The 22,195-nt window shown below is 55.4% G+C and carries 28 protein-coding genes; 19 read left to right on the top strand and 9 right to left on the bottom strand.

Features of this window, described 5'->3' with window-relative positions; genetic code table 11:
* Positions 1–17: 17 nt before the first annotated feature.
* The 3 genes from AC13CN_RS16330 to AC13CN_RS16320 form a co-directional block, all read right to left on the bottom strand.
* The gene (locus tag AC13CN_RS16330) at positions 18–1,172 is read right to left on the bottom strand and encodes a porin family protein (RefSeq protein WP_054645227.1); all 1,155 of its coding nucleotides are present in this window, start codon (positions 1,170–1,172) and stop codon (positions 18–20) included.
* A 25-nt stretch (positions 1,173–1,197) separates the two neighbouring features.
* Positions 1,198–1,665, bottom strand: coding sequence for a hypothetical protein (locus AC13CN_RS16325; RefSeq protein ID WP_228219321.1), 468 nt, complete (start codon positions 1,663–1,665; stop codon positions 1,198–1,200).
* Between the two features lie 264 nt (positions 1,666–1,929).
* The gene (locus AC13CN_RS16320) at positions 1,930–2,865 is read right to left on the bottom strand and encodes a glycerophosphodiester phosphodiesterase family protein (RefSeq protein WP_062360197.1); all 936 of its coding nucleotides are present in this window, start codon (positions 2,863–2,865) and stop codon (positions 1,930–1,932) included.
* A gap of 243 nt (positions 2,866–3,108) precedes the next feature.
* On the opposite strand from AC13CN_RS16320, the gene AC13CN_RS16315 reads away from it, so the two are divergent.
* Both AC13CN_RS16315 and AC13CN_RS16310 read left to right on the top strand, forming a co-directional pair.
* Positions 3,109–3,798: a VIT1/CCC1 transporter family protein gene (locus AC13CN_RS16315; RefSeq protein ID WP_062360199.1), complete on the top strand. Its 690-nt coding sequence runs from the start codon at positions 3,109–3,111 to the stop codon at positions 3,796–3,798.
* A gap of 34 nt (positions 3,799–3,832) precedes the next feature.
* Complete coding sequence (locus tag AC13CN_RS16310; protein ID WP_054641485.1) at positions 3,833–4,231, top strand: VOC family protein; 399 nt, start codon at positions 3,833–3,835, stop codon at positions 4,229–4,231.
* Here AC13CN_RS16310 and AC13CN_RS16305 read toward each other — a convergent pair.
* Entirely contained in the window at positions 4,193–4,780 is a 588-nt protein-coding gene (locus AC13CN_RS16305) for a shikimate kinase (RefSeq protein WP_228219982.1), read from the bottom strand. The two genes, AC13CN_RS16310 and AC13CN_RS16305, sit on opposite strands and share 39 nt — an antisense overlap.
* Before the next feature lie 105 nt (positions 4,781–4,885).
* Complete coding sequence (locus AC13CN_RS16300; protein WP_483053277.1) at positions 4,886–5,776, bottom strand: LysR family transcriptional regulator; 891 nt, start codon at positions 5,774–5,776, stop codon at positions 4,886–4,888.
* Between the two features lie 122 nt (positions 5,777–5,898).
* On the opposite strand from AC13CN_RS16300, the gene trpB reads away from it, so the two are divergent.
* The 3 genes from trpB (at position 5,899) to AC13CN_RS16285 (ending at position 8,468) form a co-directional block, all read left to right on the top strand.
* A complete protein-coding gene (gene trpB / locus AC13CN_RS16295; protein WP_253556938.1) occupies positions 5,899–7,116 on the top strand; it encodes a tryptophan synthase subunit beta in 1,218 nt (405 codons plus the stop codon).
* A 20-nt stretch (positions 7,117–7,136) separates the two neighbouring features.
* Positions 7,137–7,985, top strand: a complete 849-nt coding sequence (gene trpA / locus AC13CN_RS16290) for a tryptophan synthase subunit alpha (protein ID WP_253556937.1) — start codon at positions 7,137–7,139, stop codon at positions 7,983–7,985.
* A 162-nt stretch (positions 7,986–8,147) separates the two neighbouring features.
* Positions 8,148–8,468 carry a hypothetical protein gene (locus AC13CN_RS16285; RefSeq protein WP_074210277.1) on the top strand — a complete coding sequence of 107 codons (321 nt, stop codon included), beginning with the start codon at positions 8,148–8,150 and terminating at the stop codon, positions 8,466–8,468.
* Here AC13CN_RS16285 and AC13CN_RS16280 read toward each other — a convergent pair.
* Positions 8,452–9,063, bottom strand: coding sequence for a LysE family translocator (locus AC13CN_RS16280; protein ID WP_074210278.1), 612 nt, complete (start codon positions 9,061–9,063; stop codon positions 8,452–8,454). The two genes, AC13CN_RS16285 and AC13CN_RS16280, sit on opposite strands and share 17 nt — an antisense overlap.
* A 26-nt stretch (positions 9,064–9,089) precedes the next feature.
* Positions 9,090–9,920 carry an AraC family transcriptional regulator gene (locus AC13CN_RS16275; RefSeq protein ID WP_074210279.1) on the bottom strand — a complete coding sequence of 277 codons (831 nt, stop codon included), beginning with the start codon at positions 9,918–9,920 and terminating at the stop codon, positions 9,090–9,092.
* 179 nt (positions 9,921–10,099) lie between these two features.
* Between AC13CN_RS16275 and AC13CN_RS16270 the strand changes: the two genes are divergently transcribed.
* Together AC13CN_RS16270 and AC13CN_RS16265 are read left to right on the top strand one after the other, a co-directional pair.
* Positions 10,100–10,852: an SDR family oxidoreductase gene (locus tag AC13CN_RS16270; RefSeq protein WP_074210280.1), complete on the top strand. Its 753-nt coding sequence runs from the start codon at positions 10,100–10,102 to the stop codon at positions 10,850–10,852.
* 54 nt (positions 10,853–10,906) lie between these two features.
* Positions 10,907–11,800 (top strand): dihydrodipicolinate synthase family protein, encoded by an 894-nt coding sequence (locus AC13CN_RS16265; protein WP_253556935.1) that lies wholly within the window; start codon positions 10,907–10,909, stop codon positions 11,798–11,800.
* Between the two features lie 30 nt (positions 11,801–11,830).
* On the opposite strand, the gene AC13CN_RS16260 is transcribed toward AC13CN_RS16265, so the two are convergent.
* Positions 11,831–12,817: a zinc-binding metallopeptidase family protein gene (locus AC13CN_RS16260; RefSeq protein ID WP_483053276.1), complete on the bottom strand. Its 987-nt coding sequence runs from the start codon at positions 12,815–12,817 to the stop codon at positions 11,831–11,833.
* Positions 12,818–12,967: 150 nt separating this feature from the next.
* Here AC13CN_RS16260 and AC13CN_RS16255 point away from each other — a divergent pair, with 150 nt between their 5' ends.
* The 5 genes from AC13CN_RS16255 (at position 12,968) to AC13CN_RS16235 (ending at position 15,899) form a co-directional block, all read left to right on the top strand.
* Positions 12,968–13,303, top strand: coding sequence for a zinc ribbon domain-containing protein YjdM (locus AC13CN_RS16255; protein ID WP_062360218.1), 336 nt, complete (start codon positions 12,968–12,970; stop codon positions 13,301–13,303).
* Positions 13,304–13,385: 82 nt separating this feature from the next.
* The gene (locus AC13CN_RS16250; protein WP_062360219.1) at positions 13,386–13,640 is read left to right on the top strand and encodes a type II toxin-antitoxin system Phd/YefM family antitoxin; all 255 of its coding nucleotides are present in this window, start codon (positions 13,386–13,388) and stop codon (positions 13,638–13,640) included.
* Complete coding sequence (locus AC13CN_RS16245) at positions 13,633–13,899, top strand: Txe/YoeB family addiction module toxin (RefSeq protein WP_062360220.1); 267 nt, start codon at positions 13,633–13,635, stop codon at positions 13,897–13,899. The genes AC13CN_RS16250 and AC13CN_RS16245 overlap by 8 nt, the downstream gene beginning before the upstream one ends.
* A gap of 183 nt (positions 13,900–14,082) precedes the next feature.
* A complete protein-coding gene (locus AC13CN_RS16240; RefSeq protein WP_084354568.1) occupies positions 14,083–15,255 on the top strand; it encodes a YbfB/YjiJ family MFS transporter in 1,173 nt (390 codons plus the stop codon).
* Between the two features lie 35 nt (positions 15,256–15,290).
* Positions 15,291–15,899, top strand: a complete 609-nt coding sequence (locus AC13CN_RS16235; RefSeq protein ID WP_253556934.1) for a glutathione S-transferase family protein — start codon at positions 15,291–15,293, stop codon at positions 15,897–15,899.
* Here AC13CN_RS16235 and AC13CN_RS16230 read toward each other — a convergent pair.
* The gene (locus AC13CN_RS16230) at positions 15,896–16,072 is read right to left on the bottom strand and encodes a hypothetical protein (RefSeq protein ID WP_253556933.1); all 177 of its coding nucleotides are present in this window, start codon (positions 16,070–16,072) and stop codon (positions 15,896–15,898) included. The genes AC13CN_RS16235 and AC13CN_RS16230 overlap by 4 nt on opposite strands.
* A gap of 114 nt (positions 16,073–16,186) precedes the next feature.
* On the opposite strand from AC13CN_RS16230, the gene AC13CN_RS16225 reads away from it, so the two are divergent.
* The 7 genes from AC13CN_RS16225 to AC13CN_RS16195 all read left to right on the top strand — a co-directional run bounded on the left by AC13CN_RS16225 (position 16,187) and on the right by AC13CN_RS16195 (position 21,998).
* Entirely contained in the window at positions 16,187–16,507 is a 321-nt protein-coding gene (locus tag AC13CN_RS16225; RefSeq protein WP_062372666.1) for a DUF427 domain-containing protein, read from the top strand.
* Positions 16,508–16,674: 167 nt separating this feature from the next.
* Entirely contained in the window at positions 16,675–17,202 is a 528-nt protein-coding gene (locus AC13CN_RS16220; RefSeq protein ID WP_062372669.1) for a toll/interleukin-1 receptor domain-containing protein, read from the top strand.
* 10 nt (positions 17,203–17,212) lie between these two features.
* Positions 17,213–17,698: a TIR domain-containing protein gene (locus AC13CN_RS16215; protein ID WP_084812730.1), complete on the top strand. Its 486-nt coding sequence runs from the start codon at positions 17,213–17,215 to the stop codon at positions 17,696–17,698.
* A gap of 198 nt (positions 17,699–17,896) precedes the next feature.
* The gene (locus AC13CN_RS16210) at positions 17,897–18,526 is read left to right on the top strand and encodes a TIR domain-containing protein (RefSeq protein WP_253556932.1); all 630 of its coding nucleotides are present in this window, start codon (positions 17,897–17,899) and stop codon (positions 18,524–18,526) included.
* Between the two features lie 62 nt (positions 18,527–18,588).
* A complete protein-coding gene (locus AC13CN_RS16205) occupies positions 18,589–20,205 on the top strand; it encodes a CBASS cGAMP-activated phospholipase (RefSeq protein WP_062372672.1) in 1,617 nt (538 codons plus the stop codon).
* Positions 20,206–20,286: 81 nt separating this feature from the next.
* Positions 20,287–21,429, top strand: a complete 1,143-nt coding sequence (locus AC13CN_RS16200) for a toll/interleukin-1 receptor domain-containing protein (RefSeq protein WP_062372674.1) — start codon at positions 20,287–20,289, stop codon at positions 21,427–21,429.
* A 2-nt stretch (positions 21,430–21,431) separates the two neighbouring features.
* Positions 21,432–21,998: an SLOG domain-containing protein gene (locus AC13CN_RS16195; RefSeq protein WP_062372677.1), complete on the top strand. Its 567-nt coding sequence runs from the start codon at positions 21,432–21,434 to the stop codon at positions 21,996–21,998.
* Positions 21,999–22,195 lie beyond the last annotated feature (197 nt).

The following is a 22,195-nucleotide window of genomic DNA, read 5'->3' as shown; positions in this document are numbered from 1 at the left end:
CCGATCAGGTCAATGGGCTAAAAGCGCAGCGACAGTTGAAATAGCAGCATGTTCCAGTGTTGGCGTGTCTCCCCGGCATCCGGGTTATCTTGTTTAGGCAGCCAGCCGGTTCCGTCAACGACATGATACTCCCCCGCTAACATCAGCCTGGGAGTGGGGGACCACTGCACGCCGAGGGTAAGGTCGTCGGCAAACTGCGAATGGTCAGGGCCAAGGCCCGCTTGTTCATACCCTTGGCCAGTGCGGTCGTCGGTATTATTGATGAGACGATCAAAACGAACGAGACCGCTCCACGTTGGGGTAAAGCGGCGCTGGTACTGCACGTACCAGCTCTCGCCAGTGATATCGAAGGTGCGAGGCAGGTTATCGCCTTTTAAGGCTTGCTGCCTAAGCGCGTATTCGGCGGTCAGGCTCCAGTACTCTTCGTTGTACTGCAAGGACGCGATCCAGGGCTGAAAGTCAAAATCTGCCGCTTGGCCGCCAAACGAGGTCTCTAGGTTAACGGTGGCGGTACTCAACGCAGCAACCCACTGCCCGGAGCGATCTTCAAACAGCAGTTGAGCAATGGCGGAAGGCTCTGCTGCCGAGACATCGCTTGCTGCGCCATTAAAGAGCTGCCGGGTCAAATCAGAGCCCGTTTGGGGGCGGCCAAGGCCGCTACGAAAACGCAGCGTCCCGGCAGCGGTATGCTCTTCCCAATAAACGTTCACGCCATCGGCTGCAAGGCCAAGTGCGCGAGTACGGTCAAAGTAGATGGATTGCGGCAGTAAGATACTTGGCCGAGTAAAGGCCACGTCGCGGGTTTGGTTATAAAGACCAAACGGGTTTTTAAAACGGCCTAACTGCAACCCCAGCGTGCGTGATTGGTTAGAGACCATTTGGTAGTCAATGACGCCATAATCAAGCGTTGGCTCTGCATCGCTGGTGTCTCCACCGGCCCGACGGCTGAGTAACTGAGCAGCCACTAGCACCTTGTGATGAGGGCGAAATGAGGCATTTAGGCCAAGTTCGGTGTATTCCAGGCTACCCGCATGATCACTGCTCGCACCAAAGAAGTCGTTGTCATCGGTAATCACCAGCGCTTGGCTTAGAAAACCGTGCACTTGTAGGGTATCGCGTATAGGGTCCGCCGCTTGAGCAGTGATTGGCAGCAGCCCCAGTAGTCCCGCCATTAACCACCGTGTTGGCGTGTGCGCTTCATTCCATTGAAATAACATGGACGCTCTCATCCAGGTACTCCCTTTCAAGGTAGCCCAGCGCACCAGGAGTGCGTGCGACCTGCTCGCGCATCTCCTCTTGGTCGCGTACTCGGTTAGGGGCTTGCCCCATGCCGGAAAACACCATTCTGTCCCATGCTAACTGAAGCTGATGGGGGTAGACCCCCAACTGCTCTTTGGTAAATTGGCTGTGCACCGGGTCTCGGTTAGTCAGTACAAAAATTTGTGCTGCTTGCCCGTTGGACCACGTACGCTGGCGCATGGCAAACATGGCCCGCGCCGTGTCTTGGTTAATCACTTGGGTGCCCACGGAGGGGTGGGCAATCAAGACAATCGTATTAGGTAGTTCACCGGATTGTGCTGACGCGTTATTGAAAATCAGGCCGAGCATGATTAGCGCTGTCAGAAAAGCGCTAATCAGCGTGCGGCTGGGTTGCTTAACTGGCATAGCTCAAGGAGTACCTTGGCTTGCCGAACGTCAGGTTCATGCACCCTGTGGGGGTTTCCCACACGTCAGCTGTGAATGAGTGAATGACGTTTCTCCCTTGCGACGGTCAACCAAAAAGATGAATAAGAGCCAAGAGCTTATCGGCTTTTTCAAGTAACGCAAACCACAAAGAATGGCAAAGATTTACCAGGGTGTAAGGTTAATTTACATCACCCTAAGCACCCTTGCGTTGGCCCATATCAACGGTGTGGCTAACTCTCAAGCTTAGTCGCTCACAAGTTCCAGCAGGCGGTCAGGGTAATCGGTAAATAGGCCGTTAACGCCCAGAGCCATCACGCGCTTCATATCCTCTTGTTCGTTGATGGTGTAAACGTGAACCGATAGGCCATTCTTCTGCGCCTGATGAACAAAGTCAGCATCAATCACGGGTTGGCCCTGGTAGATGGCATTGGTGCCAATCCCAACGGCGTACTCTGCAATGCGCTCAAAATCCTCATCGCGAATCGTGTCGGCACCCGGCGTGGTGTTGTTCCACTCGGTTAAAGTGGCGTTATCTTGCTCGCTGGGGGAGTACCACAACAGTTGAATAAGCGGCACGTCTTGGTTCAGGTCGCGCACTTTCAGCAAGCTCTCCTGATCGAACGACTGCACCAGTACTTGGCCTTGCTCGATCATGTCGTAGGCTTCCAGACGCTCCACCAGGGCCTCTTCCAAGCCAGGATTGAGATCGGGGGACTTGGTTTCGATATAGTAACGGGTGGTATGGCCGAAGTGGTCAAATAGCTCGTCGAGCGTCAGGATTTGCGTGCCGCGATAGTCCTCGTCCAAGCGATCAGGATAGGCCTCCTGGAACCACGAACCGGTATCCAACGCTTTCAGTTCGGCCAAGGTGTAATCGTGTATATGCCCTTCGCCATCACTGGTGCGTTCAATGGAGCCATCGTGAAACAGCACCACCTCGCCATCGGCGCTGAGCTGTGCATCCAATTCTAGGTAATCCACCCCCCAACGGTGGGCAAGCTCGTAAGCGGCCAGCGTGCTTTCTGGGGCATGCCCGCTGGCCCCTCGGTGAGCAATGACCTGAAAGCGACTCAGATCATCGAGCTGTTCAGCTAGCGGGGTAGCGTCGGCTGCCAGGGCCAAAGAGGAAGTGCTGGCCAGCAGAGTGAAGGTGGTGGTCCATAAATAGCGCAACGTCATCACTCCTTAAAGTTGGTAAGTGTAATGACCTTACTCGCCTCACATGACAAACGCACGAAGTTGTGGGGCAGGCAGCAATGAGCGGCTCGCCATCCCACTAAATGAAGTGAGGGAGCCAGCCACTGCGCGGTGTGAGGGTAGGCAGACAATATGCCTGCTGTTATCGGGTCATAACCTGCTAGTTTAAAAAGAAGGCCGATGAACCATCAGCGCCACAACACTCATCCAACGGATAGGGTAGCTATGACCCATCAAGAACATCACCGCTCTCATCGCTCAGGCTGGTTAAGAGCCGCCGTGCTTGGTGCCAACGATGGGATCGTGTCTACCAGTAGCCTGATTTTAGGGGTGGCAGCGGCTTCAACCGCGCAAAATGACATCGTGTTGGCGGGGCTTGCGGGGTTGGTCGCGGGGGCCATGTCGATGGCGGCGGGGGAGTATGTCTCGGTCAGCTCTCAATCGGATACCGAGCACGCTGATTTGAGTATGGAGCGAAAGGCGCTAACGCACCATTTTGAAGCGGAAAAAGAGGAACTGGCAGAGATTTATGTCGAGCGAGGTTTAACGCCAGAGCTTGCCAGCCAAGTCGCCGAACAATTGATGCAAAAAGATGCTTTAGGTGCTCATGCGCGGGATGAAATCGGCATTACCGTGGTGAGCCAAGCGCGGCCACTTCAGGCCGCGTTCTCATCGGCGGCAATGTTTACCATCGGCGCACTGCTGCCGCTTTTGGTGGCTTGGTGGGCTCCCTCGGTATTGCTAATTCCTTTGGTAGCCGTGGCCTCTCTAGCCTTGCTGGCGCTGTTAGGCGCGCTAGCCGCTAAGGTAGGCGGAGCGCCGGTACGTACCGCTGCACTGCGCGTACTGTTTTGGGGAGCGCTGGCCATGGCGTTGACATCACTCATTGGCCGGCTGTTTGGCGTTATGGCATAACGTTCATGTGCTAAGCGCCCATAAGGAGAAACGTATGCTGGCTTATACAATGGTAGGAACCCAAGACTTAGAGCGTGCTCTGAATTTCTACACGCCACTGTTTAATGCCATGGGGCTGGATATTTGCTGGCAGGAGGATAGCGGTGTCTCATTTGGTGACCCAGATGATGTCAACGTACCCCAGTACTTTGTAGGCTACCCCTTTGATGGGCACGATGCCACGGTGGGCAACGGGACCATGACCGCCTTTCAATTCACCGACATCAAAGAAGTCGACACGCTGCACCAGCTCGCCCTGGAAAGCGGTGGAAGCGACGAAGGCGCACCGGGCTTTCGGCCGCAGTACGGCGAAGGCTTCTACGCCGCCTACGTCCGCGACCCGGATGGCAACAAGCTAGCGTTTGTGGTGTACCCGCACCGAGTAGGGCTCTGATGATTGGCCCCGCTGAGCGAGTTGATCAATGAGCCACGTTGCCTCTCTAGGATGAGTTAAGCGGACGAACTGAATATGTCGATATTGTGGGTTCACCATATCGGCAAGATAGCGTCGCCGATTCGAGCGCCAGTTCGTCAGCATCCATACCAAGATGGAGTCACGGCTCATAAAGGTCTTGCGAAAGCTCTCACGATTACCGGTGCCCGGCCAAAGCTCTTCATTGCTAACAATACGAGTCATGGCGCGACGTAGGCTTTGGCTAAACACGCGCCAAAAACCGTAATCTAGCCAAATCACCATATCGATATCGCGCCATTTAATATCTCGGGTGCGATTGAAGTTGCCGTCCAGTACCCAGCCGCGTGTAGGCGTACTCAATGCACTGCTGAGCTTCTCGAAAAACTCAGCATCCGGTGTACCTTGCCAGTTGGCTTGCCAGAAGAGTTGATCCATCTGAATATGAGGAACGTTGAGTGTCTCAGCGAGCTTTTTTGCCAGCGTGCTTTTACCGCATCCGCTAGTACCGACCACGTTGATCTTCATCATGACAGCCTGCCAATAAACGGCGCGATAGCTTAAACAGAGCCCTATAAGTGTGCAAGAAGGGGGCGTTTAGCGATTCCGTTTACTTAAGCGTTGCATGAGCAGGGCTTAATCCCCTAACTCCTTGCGTAACCAATCAGCCAGCGCTTCGCTGCGGCGAGCATTGGCGTGTTTGGGCAGCCATAGGCAGAGCTGTGCCGGGGTTGCGATGCTGCCCCAAGGGGCGACAAGCCGTCCGCTTTTCAGGTCATCTTCTACGAGGAGCTTCGGGGCGATGGCGACCCCTAGGCCCGCCACGGCAGCCTCTATGAGGTAGTAAAGATGCGCAAAGCCTTGGCCCTGTTGGAGGGCTGTTTTCAATGCGTCGGTTTCCAGCCCTTGGGCATCTGCCCACTGGGGCCACGCTTGGGGGCGTGAGGCGGTGTAAAGGAGCTTGTTGGTAAACAGCGATGCGGGATGAGCGGCATCGCACCTGTCCACCAAGCGTGGGCTGGCCACGGCGCAAATTTCCTCAGACATCAGCTCAATCAGCTCGCCCTCATCAGGCCAAGGTGGCTCGAAAAAGGCCAGCGTTGCGCTGGTCTCCGGCTGGCCGGGCTGCTCGGAATCGCTCACCACCACCTGAAGTTTTAGCTCCGGCAGCGCCTGGTTTAAGCGGTCTAAACGGGGAATCAGCCAGCGGGCCAGCAGGCTGCCGGGGCAGGCCAGGGTAAACGGTGCTTCTTCCACCTCATGCTTGAGCCGGGTGCAACTATCCCTGAGCTTGGCGAAGGCTTCCCCCACGCCGTTTTGCAATTGCTCTCCGTGGTGAGTGAGTACTAGCCCCCGCCCGGCTTTGGTGAACAGTGCTACGCCAAAATGCTCATCCAGGCTCTTTAGCTGTCGGCTTACCGCACCGTGGGTCACGCTTAGCTCATCGGCGGCGGCGGTTACGCTGCCTAGCCGGGCGGTGGCTTCAAAGGCGCGCAGGGCGCTTAAGGGCGGCAGGCTGTGTTGCATGGATGTCTCTTTCAATAGTTGCGTAAAACTCACAGGTTGGTGCCATCTTATCGATTTTTCTTCCCGCCTGCCTGCGCTAACGTCATCACAACCCTAAATCGCCCCAAAACGCAGAGGTCGTGATGAATAAACCTTTAAGCCTACCCGATGCCAACGGGCTGTTTGGCAGTTTCGGTGGCCGCTTTGTCGCTGAAACCCTAATGCCGCTGATTCTTGAACTGCAGGATGAGTACGCCACCGCCAAAAACGACCCTGAATTTCAGCGCCAGCTCGCCTATTTTCAGGGCGACTACGTCGGCCGCCCCAGCCCTCTCTACTTTGCCGAGCGGCTCACCGAGCACTTCGGCGGCGCGAGCATTTACCTCAAGCGTGAAGAGCTAAACCACACCGGCGCACACAAGATTAACAACTGCATTGGTCAAGTATTGTTGGCCAAGCAAATGGGCAAAAAGCGCATCATCGCGGAAACCGGCGCAGGCATGCACGGCGTTGCCACCGCTACCGTGGCTGCGCGTTTTGGTTTGCCCTGCGTGATTTACATGGGTGCCACCGACATCGAGCGCCAGCAGCCCAACGTATTCCGCATGAAACTGTTAGGGGCGGAAGTAATTCCCGTCACCTCAGGCACCGGCACGCTGAAAGATGCCATGAACGAAGCGCTGCGCGATTGGGTAACGAATGTCGACGACACCTTCTATATCATTGGCACCGTGGCAGGCCCGCACCCTTACCCGGCGATGGTGCGCGATTTTCAAGCGGTGATTGGTCATGAAACCCGCGCTCAGATGCTCGAAAAACAGGGCCGTTTGCCGGACTCCCTGGTGGCTTGCATTGGTGGCGGCTCCAATGCGATGGGGCTGTTTCACCCCTTCCTGAATGACGCCGATGTGAAGATGATTGGCGTGGAAGCAGGCGGCAAAGGCGTCAACAGCGGCCTACATGCTGCCAGCCTGAACGGCGGCACCCCCGGCGTGCTGCACGGCAACCGCACCTACCTGCTGCAAAACGAAGATGGTCAGATTATCGACGCTCACTCTATTTCCGCAGGGCTGGACTACCCCGGCATCGGCCCCGAGCACGCTTGGCTGCACGAGCAAGGGCGGGTCGAGTACGTTTCCGCCACCGATGACGAAGCGCTGGAAGCATTCCAAATCTGCTGCCGCCAAGAGGGCATCATCCCCGCGCTAGAAACTGCCCACGCCCTGGCTGAAGTGGCTAAGCGCGCGCCGACACTTCCCTGCGAGCACCTGATGGTGGTCAACCTCAGTGGCCGTGGCGATAAAGACATGATGAGCGTGGCCCATCATCTGGGGGATAAGTTCGGAGTGAAAAACGTATGAGCGCGATACAGGAGAACGACATGACTAGCACCTCTCGTCTTGAACACTGCTTTACCGCGCTCAAACAGCAAAACCGCCCGGCGCTGGTCAGCTACCTCACCGCTGGCGACCCGGATGCCGAGACCTCTCGCCGCCTGCTGCACGGGTTGCCGGAAGCAGGCGTGGATATCATTGAACTCGGCATGCCGTTCAGCGACCCCATGGCCGATGGCCCCGCCATTCAAAAAGCCGCCCTGCGCGCGCTGGAAAACGGCCAGACCCAAGCCAAAACGCTGGAGATGGTGCGCCAGTTCCGTGAACAGAACAGCACCACCCCCATCGTGCTGATGGGCTACTACAACCCGATATACTGCTACGGCGTCGAGCGTTTTCTCACCGATGCCGCCAAGGCCGGGGTAGATGGGCTAATCGTGGTAGATCTACCGCCCGAACACGACGAAGAGCTGTGCCAGCCCGCCGCTCAGCACGGCATCGATTTTATCCGATTAGCTACGCCCACCACCGATGCCAAGCGCCTGCCCAAAGTGCTGGCCAACGCTTCCGGGTTTATCTACTACGTTTCCGTGGCGGGCGTGACCGGCGGCAGTGCCCCCACACCCGAGCGGTTGGAAGGCGCCGTGAACCAGCTGCGCGAACACACGCCGCTACCCATTGCCGTGGGCTTCGGCATTCGCACCGCCGAACAGGCCGCCACCATTGGCCGCTTCAGCGACGCCGTGGTAGTAGGCTCTGCCCTGGTAGATTGCATCGAACACGCCAGCAGCGGTGATGACGCCGTGACGCGGGTGCATGGGCTGGTGAAAGAATTGGCGGCCAGTGTGAGAGGGTGCCGAGAAACGTGGCAGGAGCGTGCGGGTTTGCCAGCCTGAAGGAAGTGGGAAAGCGTTATCAAAAACACAGAGCGGGCCATCATGGCCCGCTCTGTGTTTTACTGAATCCACTACGCACAACTTGCCGTTGTTTCTAGAAAACAGGCATCATCCACATTTGACGGCGGGATAACGTCACGTGTACTCAAACAGAGGAAAATTATGGGCAAACTCTTTTCATTGCTGGTACTGCTAGGGCTGGGCTACGCAGGACTCTATTTTTACTACGGCGTGGTGATTGAGAAGGAAGTCGAGGAGCAGTTAGAAGCCCGTGGGCTTTCATCGGTGAGCGTGGATAACGTTGAGTACGATTGGTTGGCCCCAGTGAGTGATAGCGCCAATATCGCTGTCTCCGTTGGTTACCGTGGCTCCCAGGCGGCGGTTAACGTGCGCGTGCAAGGCCACCCGCTGTTTTCTGATGAGGTGACGGTACAGCTCGATAGCCTGCAAGCGCTGCGCTTGGGGATTAGCTTTGGGCAGTAGCCACCAGCCATACATGCTCGTAGCCAATCGATAGCGACACAGCCACCAGCAGCCCCGCCATGATCCAGTTAAGCCCTTTAATCAGGCCTGCGTGTTTAACGCGCTGGCCGAGTAGGCTACCCATCACTACATAGCTACCCGGCGCGCCTGCGGCCAGTGCGGCTAGCCCTAACGACCAGAGAAAGAGACTCACCCCCTGAATGCCTGCGGTGGGGAACTGCAAGGTAGTGATAGGCAGCGTTGCCACCATGGCTTTGGGGTTGAGCAACTGCATCATCAAGCCATCGCGAAAGCTGAGCATGCGCGGTGCTGGGGCGTGAGTCTCAAGCGTGATATTGGCGCGGGCTACCTTAAAGGCCAAATAGAGAATATAAGCGCAGCCGAGTGCGCTAAGCACTACGCGTGAGCCTTGCGAGATCCAGGCGGCTCCCGCCCAGCCTAACACCAGCAAGTAAATCAGCATGGCGAGCCCCACGCCCAGGCAAAATCCCAGCGCTTGTTTCCCCTGGCCATTGATACCGACATTCAAACCCAACAAATTCACAGGCCCAGGCGTGTACATAACACCCAGGGCATAGGCGATGATGGCTAACATGAAAAAACCTCTAGATGGAAACGTGCTTAGCGCGTGATATCACGCTGATACTGGTAGGGGGTCATGCCATAGATACGCTTAAAACGGCGGTTGAAGTGGCTCAAATCCGTAAAGCCAAAGCGCAGTGCTATTTCGGTGAGTGGCGCGCCTTGGTCCAGCGCGGCGCGGGCAGCGTTTACCCGGCAATTAATCACATACTGGTGAGGCGTCATGCCAAATTGTTGGCGAAACAGTCGCAAAAAGTGGTACTTCGATAAGTGAGCCGCGTGGCTGATGTCATCCAGTGAGATATCCGTCTCTAGATGCTCATGAATATACGCTTTGGCGTGATTAAGCAGCGCGTCTGGACGGCGGGCTACCGGGCTGGGGGCCATGTTGCCACCCAGTTGCACCATACGCTCAACAACATGAGACAACGCATTCTCTTGGTCGATGCAGCTACCCACTTGGTGCGTCACCATACGGGCGATATTCAGAATGGCTTGGCGCAATCGCGAGTCTTGAACCAGCGTGCTCTGTGAGCGAAAAGGGGAGGCCAATGGGCGGCCAAGTGCGTCTTCAAACAGCGGCGCTACCTGATCAGGATGCACGTACACCATTAAATAATCGAGCGCCTGCTCGCCGCCAGAATGGCCGTCGTGAACATCTTCAGGATTAAAAAGAATCACGTTGCCGGGCGGGCTGCGATGAAACTGGCCGCCGCTAAAAAAGTCCTGACGCCCCGCCAGTGTCACTCCCAAGGCATACTCTTCATGGGCATGACGGTCATAGCTGAAGTCCCCAATCGCAGCCTTTAATACCGTCAGTGACGGCACATGATCGCTTTTGAAGAACTCAAACTGGCTGGTGCTTCCCATGCCAACCTCCGTAATCGAACACAACCCCGTGTGGGCATCTCTCATCACACGGGGTAAGCGTATGCCGCTTGCGCCGCAGATGCTTGTACATAATTGCTCAACTGCGTGTCAGGTGTATATTCACACTAGGCGGTGCATCAACCGGTAGGCCAACCAACGTTCGCAAACAAGGAGGGCGCGTGGCAAACCCCAAAGTCGTCGTTATAACGGGCGGAAGCCGAGGCATTGGTGCCGAGACAGCCAAGCTGTTCGCGCAGCACGGGTACAATGTGTGCCTTAACTATGTTGCAAACGACGCGGCGGCAGAGCGCGTTCGCAGCGATATCCTTAACTTGGGCGTTCGCTGTATCGCGGTAAAAGCCGATGTGTCGAAGGCCAGTGATGTTGCCAAGCTATTCAGCAGGGTAGATCAGGAGCTGGGCACGCTAACGGTGCTGGTCAACAATGCCGCTATTCTCAACACCCAAGCGCGCATGATGGATATCTCGGTGGAGCGCTTTAACGACGTACTACAGAAAAACGTCATCAGTTGTTTTCTATGCTGCAAGGAGGCGGTACGACGCATGTCGACGCACCAGGGTGGCATCGGCGGTAGTATCGTCAATGTTTCCTCGATGGCAGCCAAAAGCGGCTCTCCCAACGAGTACGTGGATTACGCCGCCTCGAAGGGGGCCGTGGATACATTAACTCGGGGGTTGGCCCTGGAAGTGGCTGCCGAAGGCATCCGCGTGAATGCGGTACGCCCCGGCCTGATTTACACCGAGATGCACGCCTTGGGCGGCGAGCCTGAGCGAGTGGATCGCTTAAAGTCACGTATCCCTATGCAGCGGGGCGGCCAGCCTTCTGAAGTGGCCGACGCCATTTTTTGGCTAGCCAGCGACAAGTCATCGTTTGCCACCGGCACTATGGTGGACCTCGCGGGCGGACTATAACGCCTAAATCAGCACTGTGTTGCTTCTACGCAGTCACCCAAAAAGGACACCCCCATGTTTACCGGCCTAAGTACGTTTCCGCTAACCCCCATGAATGAGCAGGGCATTAACGAGCAGGAGTTTACCCAGCTCGTGGCCCGTTTGGCCCAAGCGCAGGTGGATTCCATCGGCGTGCTGGGTTCTACCGGCAGCTACGCTTATTTAAGCTTGGAAGAGCGGGCGCGGGTGGCCAGGCTGAGTGTGGAGAGTGCGGCGGGGGTGCCGGTGGTGGTGGGCATTGGTGCGCTGCGCACCCGCGATGTGTTGGCCAATGCCGAGTATGCACAGCAGGCCGGGGCGAGCGGGCTGCTCTTAGCGCCTGTGTCGTACCAAAAGCTGACCGATGACGACGTGTTTAACCTGTTCAGCACCGTCAGCCGTGCCATCAGCGTGCCGCTATGCGTGTACGATAACCCCGGCACCACGCACTTTACGTTCAGCGACGAGCTGCACGGGCGCATCGCCGATTTGCCCCAGGTGCGCTCGATTAAAATTCCGCCAGTGCCCAACAACCTAGAAGACGCCAAAGCCCGCGTGGCGCGGCTGCGGGCGCTGATTCCTGATGATGTGACTATCGGCATCAGCGGCGATCCCGCCGCCGCGACGGGCCTGCTGGCAGGCTGCGAGGCGTGGTATTCGGTAATTGGGGGGCTGTACCCAGAACTAGCGCTGGCGCTAACACGCCCCGCCCAAGCGAGCGACGCCGAACAGGCTCAAGCCCGCTCAGACGCCTTAGCACCACTATGGGCGCTGTATCACGACTATGGCGGCAGCCTGCGGGTAGCGGCGACGATTGCCGAACTCACCGGCCGCGTTAGCGCCCCTTGCTTGCCCCAGCCGCTGAACACCCTGCAAGGAGAAGCTCGCCAACAGGTGGCAGCGGTGATTGAGGCGCTAGGCCTTCACTAAACCGCATCAAGCGAAGCGCACAGGGCTGGCTTACAGCCCTTGCGCCCCACGCCGCAGCCAGTCATGAACAAACGCCAGCTTACGCAGCGCCACTTCGGAAAGCACAAATGGGTAAAGATCTGACAGCCCCATCGAACGGTTCACATGGTTGACCCCCGCCACCAACGATGCCGCAATATGAATCAGCCGCTCTGAATCCGGCTCAGCGTAGGCATCCCAATTGTGGTCATCCGGTAGCACGGGCGAGGACATGCCTGACGACACAAAGCTATCGGTGATATCGGTTAAGTGCAGCAGGTGCGAAGTAGTTTCTGCCCAATCCTCGTGGGGGTGGGAAGACGCGTAGGTGGAGAGAAACCGCGTTTGCCAATCCGCAGGCGGCCCGTTTTGGTAGTGGCGCTGCAGCGCCGCTGGGTAATCCTCCCGCTCATCGCCAAATGCCTCGCGGAAGGCATCCAGAAAATCTTCCCGCAGGCTAAGCCGCCACCACAGCATATGAGCAATTTCATGGCGCATATGGCCAATCATGGTGCGATAAGGCTCATCTAACGCCTCTTTGCGGGTGGTGCGCAGCACGGCATCGGCTTCCGCCACGCTAATCGTCACCACGCCGCCCACATGCCCCATGGGCACCGGGGTGTCGCCTTCCGCCAGCATATGAAACACCGGCGGCGCGCCGGGGTCTTCCGGGCGAAACCAGTGCCAGCGGCCCAGGTTATCAATCACCCAGCGCTTGGCCGCCTCGGTTTGCGCCCAGTTGGGTATCGCATCGGAAATGGAAGGGTCTGGGGCCAGGAGGGCGGTCATCGCGCAGGCGCGGCAGAACTCGCCCTGCTTGGGGGCAATCCAGTTACAGCCAATCACTTCATGATTGGCACAGAAGGGCGGCATGGGAATAAACGCCCGTGCCTGGGGGTCGTAAGCCACCGGCACACCATCCGCCGTGACCAGGTTATCAAACCAGAGTGAACCGGCACCGACCGGATTAGAAAAACGCGCATAGGTCGGGTATCTCAAGAGAAACGAAGCTTCAGTCTAGGAGCCGAGGCCCGGTTACGTCCAACGGCGATTGCAGTGCACGGCCGTTAATGAAACGCGTAGAGCAGTCGCCAAGGCCGCCCTGGCTGAGTATCATCACCCGCTCATTGACTATAGAAGCCACTGCTTATGCCTTGTCCGCCATGCCCCCGCTGCCAGTCGGAATTCGTTTATCAGGATCAACGCCTGTTCATCTGCCCCGAATGCGCCCACGAATGGAACCCTGAAGAAGCCGCCGCCGAAGAGGCTGTGAACGTGGCAGATGCCCACGGCACGCCGCTCGCCGAAGGCGACAAGGTTACGCTGATCAAAGACCTCAAGGTCAAAGGCAGCTCCCAAGTGCTCAAGATCGGCACCAAAGCCGTCATCAAACGGCTAAAAGAGGGCAAAGACCACCAGCTAGACTGCAAAGTAGACGGCGCAGGCGACATGATGGTGACCGCACAGTTTGTGAAAAAGGCCTGAAGCAGTCGTTCTGTCTTATTAGCTGTACAGGTTTGCGAGCAACGGCTAGACTTGTACCCTAAATAGTACATGTGAGGCGTGTATGAAAATTGTGTCTTTTACAGAAGCGAGGAATGGCTTAAAAGCCGTGCTGGATGGCGTCGTTAATGATGCGGATACCACCGTGATCACGCGCAGGGATGCTGAAGATGCTGTTGTGATGTCGCTGGATTATTACAATAGCCTAATGGAAACAGTGCACCTGCTTCGTTCACCTAATAATGCTGAACACCTTAACCGCTCAATAGCGCAATATCGGGCTGGCCAAACAAGCGCACGCGAGTTAATGGATGAGTAGCCAACGGCTATTGTGCTGGACAGATGAGGCCTGGAACGACTACGTCTATTGGCAAGGTCAGGATAAGAAAACCCTCAAGCGCATCAACAAGCTGATCAACGATGTAAAGCGCTCTCCCTTTGAGGGAATCGGTAAGCCAGAGCCCTTGAAAGAAAATCTGGCGGGCTTCTGGTCTCGACGCATCGAGGACACCAATCGGCTTGTTTACGCCGTCGATCAACATGCCATCACGGTCATTTCATGCCGCTATCACTATTAGCCTGAAACTGACCTTGCCTCTGGGAGTCAGTCCGCCTTGCGGGAGGTGGCTTTAGCCCGCGACCATGCTAGCCGCCAGGCCGCCTTTAGCACCATGGCGCTTGCCCAACTGCCCATCCAGGCGACACCACCAGGAACTGGCGTGATTAAGCGAACACTCACTACCGACGATCTGCCCGCGTTAATGACCGGCATCATGGCGACCCTGGCGGCGATAGGGATTGCTCGCTTTGCCTATACGCCGCTATTGCCTGCGATCATTCAGCAAGGTTGGTTTACCGCAAGCCAGGGTGCTTACCTGGGGGCGGCCAACCTGTTGGGGTATTTTATCGGCGCGCTTGCCGCCCACTCGCTGAGCGAGCGTTTTGCGCCGCGCTGGGTGTTGGCGGCAAGCTTTGCGGGTATCGGGCTCAGCTTCCTGCTTTGCGCGGGGGCGGGTGGCTTTCACTGGTTCTTCTTCTGGCGGCTGGTCTCGGGGGTAGGCGGGGGGATCTTGATGGTCGTGGGTCCCTCGCTGGCGCTGGCGGCCACGCCCCCGGAAAGGCGAACCCGTGTCGGTGCCCTGGTGTTTACCGGTATCGGGTTTGGAGCGCTGCTTTCCGCCCTCGTGGTGCCGTCACTGCTCGGGGTAAGCCTCTCGCTAACCTGGGGTGCGCTGGGGCTGCTCTGTTTGGCGGCTGGCCTGTCGTGCGACTGGGGAGTCACGCGCTTGCCCCCACGCCAAGTGGCAAGCCAGGCGGCAAGCCCGGTGGGTCATAGCCCCATTGGGTATGCGGGGGTAAAGTGGGTGGTGGTGCTGGTCATCGGCGCTTACGCGCTGGATGCGGTGGGGTTCGTGCCCCACACCGTGTTTTGGGTGGACTACCTCGCCAGGGAGCATGCCCTAGGCCATCAAGCCGCTTCCCTGCAATGGGGAATCTTCGGGCTGGGTGCCCTGTGCGGGCCGTTAATGGTGGGGGCGCTGGCCCAGCGCGTGGGGTGGCAAGGGGGCTTGATGATCGCCTTTACGGCCAAGGCCGCTGCCGTCATGCTCCCGGTGTTCTCGCTTGCCCTGCTCAGCCAGTCGGTTTCCTCGTTCATGGTGGGGGCGATGATTCCCGGCATCGTGGCCCTTACCTCTGGCCGCCTGGCCGAGCTGGTCGGGCCCACCGCCCACAAGCAGCTCTGGGGGCGAGCCACGGCCGCTTTCGCCGCCGCCCAGGCAGGGGCAGGCTATGCCATGTCGGCGCTGTTTGGCATGTGGGGCAGCTACACGCCGCTCTTCACCATCAGCGGCATGGCGCTTGCCCTTGGCTTGTTGCTGGTACTGATGAGCCGAGGCGTACAGCAGCGCCGCACACATCCTTCTGCCCAATAACCTAACAAGCACTATTCAGACAAAGGGAGGCAACCATGGAACTCTACCTGAACGCAACATCCCCCTATGCGCGGCTGGTGCGCATCGTGTTACTGGAAAAAGGCCTGATGAACGCCGTGACGCTCAAGTGGTGCGACCCCTGGGCCGACGACGCCGACCTTCTAAAGGCCAACCCCGCCGGGCGCATCCCCGCACTGGTAACGGAGAAGGGCACCACGCTCAGCGAATCCATGCTGATAGCCATGTACCTGGATAGCCTGGACAACGTAAAGCCCACCCCGCCCATGCTGCCCACCCCGTTGAGTGACGTGTTGCACTTGGCAGGCCTGGGCCAAAACCTCATGGATGCCGCATTCACCACCGTGATTGCCCGCAAACACTATGGCCCCGAGATCGACCAGAGCGAGCTGGGCCAACGCCGGGCAAGGGCCATGCAGCGGCTGTTGGAGCAACTGAATAGCGAGCTGAGCGGCAAGCCCACGGTCGCATCGATCCACCTGGGCGACATCGCCATCGCCGTCGCGCTGGAATACCTCGCCTTCCGGCTGCCAGAGATACGCTGGAAAGAAGCGCACCCCCAGCTTGCCGCGTGGCATGCGTCTGTAACCGCGCGGGCAAGCTTCCAGCAAACCGCCTTCACCTAGCCACCGTGGGAGGTGGCTTCAGCCCGCGACCACTCTCCCAAAGGTGAACCCGCCCCGTGGGAGGTGGCTTCAGCCCGCGACCAATCCCCCCAGAGGTGAACCATCCCCGTGGGAGGCGGCTTCAGCCCGCGACCATTCCAGCGTGCAGCGGTAGCGTGGAAGTGATGGCTCACCTTCCTCCCAAAGCATCCATGATCGACTAAAAACTAAGCTTTCGAGGTAGGCTTAACCCATGTTTGCTGCTAGGCTCAAAGTATTAGAGCGAATAACGCCGCAGGGACAACACGATGCAGAATGCCCGCATAACGCTTCACCCAAGCAAGCAGCGCATGCAAGTGCGGGTGGATGGCATTCTGCTAGCCGACTCCACCAATACGCTGGAACTCCGCGAACACGGCTACCCACCACGCCACTACTTCCCACGTGAAGACGTGCGGATGGACTTACTTACCACTTCGGAAACGACCACTTACTGCCCGTTTAAAGGGCATACGGTGTATTTTTCGCTGGGTGAAAGTCGAGATGTTGCTTGGAGTTATGAGGAGCCGGTTGAGGGTGTGGAGGCTATTGCGAGTAGGGTGGCGTTTTATGGAGATGTAAACAAATGACGCTTTTCGACCCTGAGCAGACATGCTAGCAAAGGCAACGTGTGCGTTTTCTCATATTCCACACGCACGAAAGGCTGTGCATAAAGCTGATTTTCAATTGATTGCCAGTGAATTGCTTAAGTTAATGCATGCTAGATGTTCGATCAGTATGAATTATAGGAGTAGCAATGGCCATTAATATACGCGACTTACGATCAGCATCTAGTCGCTCGGGAAGTGTTGTTGTAGCTAAATCGCTCACCGAAGCTTTAGCTAAAAAACAGCAAACGGCCTTTTTATGCCACAGCCACAAAGACCGCGAGCTAGCTAAAGGCCTTCAAGTTCTAATGAAAGAAAATGGATGGGACTTGTACATTGACTGGGAAGATAGCGAAATGCCGAGCACTCCCAACAAGGAAACTGCAAACAAAATTAAGGCAAAAATATTGTCTACAGGCTGGTTCTTGTTTTTAGCAACTGACAATTCAACTCAATCACGCTGGTGTCCTTGGGAAATTGGTTTTGCTGATTCAGCAAAAGGATACGATAAGATCTTAATAGTTCAAACAGAAGATGATTATGGAACTTGGTATGGAAACGAATATCTTCAGCTGTATAAGAAAATAGATAAAGGAAGTAATAACCAGACGGGTAAGACTGGTTATGCTGTGTTTGATGCGGGTACAAACTCTGGGACTTGGGTAGAAAATCTATAAAGGAAATAAAATGGCTAAAATTCCTGTTTTTTATAGCTTCCATTTTGACAATGACGTAATGAGAGTCCAACAAATACGTAATATTGGTAGCATTGAGGGTAATCCACCTACTACTCCAAATGAATGGGAAACACTAAAGCGAACAGGTAAGCAAGCTGTTGAAAATTGGATAAATCAAAATATGAAGTACAAACGATGTATTATTGTTTTGATTGGTAGCGAAACCGCTTCAAGACCGTGGGTAGAGCACGAAATCATCAAGGCATGGAATGATGGTAAAGCTTTACTAGGCATTTATATTCATAACCTCAGGTGTCCAAGAAATGGGACTAGCAAAAAGGGAAAAAATCCGTTTGATCTGATCAAGTTTAATGATGGTAGATTAATGTCAAGCGTTGTACCTTGTTATGATCCTAATTCTTTGAATGCGTATCAAGATATATCAAATAATATCTCAAGTTGGATTGATAATGCTATTAAAAATAAAGTAAATTGAGATGATTGGTGAGTGTGTTAAAGCAAATATAGAAACAGCATCAATTTGAACACATTCAGGCATCCTAATGGTTTTGTCGAAGATTACTTTGGGTATCCTTGACGGCTTATAAACCCCTAAACTTTTGACAGGCTCGCATTACATGACGTGCACGGACAGCACATTCCAAGGTGAACTGCAGTCGCTACGGGGTGAGGAATGAGGATTGTCAACGAACTGGAGCAAGGGATGACACGAAAAACATTTTTCTCCTTCCATTATCAGGAAGATGTGTGGCGCGCCTGGAATGTCAGGAACTGCCTGGTCGTCAGCGAGGATCAAGAGGTAGATGGCTTCTTTGATGGCAGTGTGTTCGAAGCATCAAAGAAAGAAAGTGATGAAGCGCTCAAGACCTTTCTTCGTCATGGCCTAAAGAATACCTCTGTGACTTGCGTGCTTGCCGGTCAGGACACCGCTGCCAGGAGGTGGGTACGGTATGAGATCGTACATAGCGTCTTGAAGGGCAATGGGCTGCTCACTGTCGATATCCATGGCTTAAGAAACAACGCGAAGGAGTTGGGAGTGAAAGGCACAGATCCACTGGCTGAAGTGGGTGTCTATCTCGTCAACGACAAGATTTATTTCGCGGAGCTCGAGGGCGGTAAATGGGTGAAGTACTCGGACTACATCTCCGCCATCCCAGCCTCTGATTTGTGGTTTGACGCCCCTGCCAGCAACACGGTTGTTAAGCTATCCAAACACTGCATGAGATACGACTTCACGGCTCAAAACGGCCGGGAAAACATCGCTGGCTGGATCGAAACCGCAGCTACCTTAGCCAGTCGTTAGAAATACGAAACGAGGCGTACTAGCTTGCAGAAATCGACATTTCATATCACTAGGTATTACACATGGCAGTCACTCAGCGCCTAGCCGGCGTTAGGATTCACCTGTCCGGGTCGAACCAAGAATTACAAGCAGACATCACTGATTTCGTACAGAAATTTGCAGCGAAAGTTTTCAATGAAGGAGGCTCCATTGTTCATGGGAGTCATCCTTCGTTCACTGAACCGCTACGCAGAGCTGCAGAGGATTTCATCCAGGCGGGTGGAAACAAGGGGGCGCTTACCTTAGTGCGGGCTAAGCGCTACTCAACTGATCAATACACTGCTGAAATTGAAAAGCAGAGAGTATTCGCTTCTGTGGAGATTGTGCCTGCAGATAGCAGCGATGGTCCGGCCGCAGAAGGCCTGACCCCAATGCGTGATTGGATGGCTGATCGTTCCGACGCCATTATCTGCGTCGGTGGTGCATGGTGGAACATTAATAAAGCAAAAGCAGGCGTTCCCAATGAACTGGATACGATGCTTGAACTCGGAAAGCCAGGATTTGTCGTCGCTGGTTTTGGCGGGGCTATCGCAGGTTATCTCAAGGAAGACCCGTCGTTATTATCTCGTCTGCGTAACGGGCTATCGCCCGAAGCGAATGCGACCATTGCCAACAGTACATCGGTTGACCAAGTCATAGGGCTGATCGTCGACCAACTGAAGAACCTCCCGCTTACTCGCCGTAACGTATCGCGCGGCCGCAACTTCCGTATTTTGGCGCTTGATGGAGGAGGGCTCAGAGGTACCTTCACCGCGGCAGTCTTGGCCAAGTGGGACGACATGCTGAAGGCTGGTGGTGGGAACGACCTTATTTCACACTTCGACCTGGTGGCAGGCACATCCACGGGCGCGATCTTGGCTATTGGCCTAGCCATGGGCTTGAAACCAAATGAAATCCTTGAGTTTTATGAGGAAAAGGGTCCCCAGATTTTTCCGAAGGATCGGAAACTGCGGCACTGGCTCAAATCCAAGCATGATTCAGCCACACTTCGAGGACTGCTGACAGATGTGTACGGGGACAAAACGTTGGAAGCAGATTCCCGCTGCCGCTTGGTGATTCCCACTGTTAGGGCCAAGCAAGGTCAGGCAGAGGCGATCGTCACCCCGCACAGCCCAGATCGAACCGCTTACCGAGGTATTTCAGCCGTCGATGCTGCACTGGCTTCCTCCGCTGCACCTACCTATTTTGATGAAGCTACCTTCGGTGGGCCTATCGCGTTGGAGACGTTTCTGGATGGAGGTGTCTGGGCCAATAACCCCATCCTCCCGGCGTTGGCGGAAGCGGTTCGATACTTGAAAATCCCTTTAGACAGGATTGATGTACTGAGCATTGGCACTCTCAGTAGCGAAAGCGACTTCACTGAGCAGCTAGGAAAGGGCAAGGCAGGTTGGGCACCTCACAGCGTCGATCTCTTTTTCGCTGCCCAAGAGCATGGTGCTTTGGCACTAGCAGAAAGTTTCCTAGGACCGACACGTCATGTGCGTGTTAATCAGCAAACCCCTGTCGAAATCAAAATGGATGATGCCGAGGCCATACAGGAAATGGTGCAACGTGGCAATGAGGCTGGCAAAGAGCACTTTGCTGAGGTGCGCTCCAGATTCTTTGATGGCCAACATGTTGATCGGTGGGAGCGGTTCTGAGAATGCACGGGCACTCGAGAGATAGTGTCTCGGCGCCCGTTTGGTTACTAACGTTTCATTGAAACTGATAGCGAGGCTTTCATGTCATTTATCTATCATCTTGCTATCTTGGGTGCTCCTTCGGCTGAGCAAGTCTCTGAGCTTGAAACGGCTGTAACAGATGCGGTTTCTGGGTTTGGCTTGAGGTTGGGCCAAGAGATCGGGTGGGAGGTAGTTCCTGCTGACTTCACTCCTCAACAGCGAAGATCGGCTGCTGTTGTATTTTTCGGCGGTGTAGACGCAGATCACCCCAGTCTACCAAGCTTGCTGAGAGGCGGTGTTCCTGTTGTCCCAGTCGTGCCTGACCTAGGTCGAGTTGCAATGGAAGTCCCCGAAATCCTTCGGCCATTGAATTGTATGTCGTACGCAAATGGTGGGGCGAAACGGGTAGCCACTGCGCTCTTGGAATGTGCAGGTTTGCTTCCGAAGCAACGTCGGGTATTTGTCAGTTATCGACGGGACGAGGCTAGCCAGGCGGCGCTGCAGATGTTCGACGCGCTCTCTGCCAGGCATTTCGACGTTTTCCTAGATACTCGTAGCATCGCACTGGCAGAAGATTTTCAGACCATGCTGTGGCATCGGCTTTGCGATTCTGATGTGTTGCTGATGCTCGACACGCCTGACTATTTCAACAGTCGATGGACTGCTGCAGAGTTTGGAAGAGCGCTTGCCAAGGGTATCAGTGTTCTTCGAGTAGGGTGGCCTGAAGCCCAGTGCTCCGCTCGCTTGGCAACTGCAAGCCTCGCTGAGCTTGATACAAGTGAGCTAGATGCTGCATCAGGACGGATTAGTGATCACGCGATTGATCGTATTTGTCTCCAGCTTGAGGAAATCCGCAGCGAAAGTCATGCAGTGAGAACCGTTAACCTAGTGAGCAATCTACGAATAGGAATTGAGGCTATAGGTGGTGAGGTGATCGGTATGGGCACCGGTCGAGGGACTCGAGTACGCCTTCCCGATGATCGGATGGTTGTGGTCTACCCAACGGTAGGTGTGCCGACCTCCACGACAATGCACGAAGCTTCAATAAGCTCTCCTGACGAATCCGTAGCCATACTCTATGATCATGTAGGCCTACATCCTCAGTGGTTGAGTCACCTTGACTGGCTAGGCCAGCACATTCCGGCGACGCGCTGGGTCAAGGCTTGTGAAGCTGGCTGGCAATTTGCAGATTGGAGGGCATAGGAATGGGCGCGATTTTCCTTTCAGCAAGCATACCCGTGATTGGACGAGGGAAATACTATGAGACCGCTGCCCCGTTTCTTATCCAGTGTGCCGTTCGCGAGCTGGCGATCGCTACCGTTCGTCGACACAAGATTGTGTGGGGCGGCCATCCTGCAATTACCCCTATGATTTGGAGCATCTGCGAAGATCTAAGGGCAGACTACACAGACTCAGTGATCCTGTATCAAAGCCGCTTTTTCGAGGGTAACTATCCGGAAGAAAATCAACGGTTTGACAACGTAATTTACACCGATCCCGTACCTGGCGACATCAAGGGTAGCTTACAACTGATGCGAGAACAGATGCTCTCTAGGGAAGATTTGATCGGAGCCGTGTTCATTGGTGGGATGGATGGCGTTGAAGTTGAATACGACATTTTCAGGCGGCTCAATCCTGAGGCTTTCATTCTTCCAGTTGCCGCACCAGGTGGTGCAGCGCTTAATCTTGCTCGGGATAAAGGCTATTTTACTGGGCGGGAGCTCGAAGACGTAGATTTCGCCACGCTATTTAGTCGTTACTTACCTGCCTAATAGTCGTAACGTCAGGCCCAGTGTTTTTTTGATCCAGGTTGAAGTCGTCTCTGGTCTCTGGTCTCTGGTCTCTGGTCTCTTGTCATCGAAATTGAAGCAAATGTGCGACACATCGGTAAGTGCTACCAATACAGATAAATACGCTTGGATTGCTCTTCGTCTTCCAAATGCGATTGAAAAAGCAACCCGTATCCGTA

This window comes from Vreelandella sp. L-25, assembly GCF_056857535.1.
The sequence above is the reverse complement of the archived record's forward strand: the minus strand, read 5'-3'. Positions and strand labels throughout refer to the sequence as shown.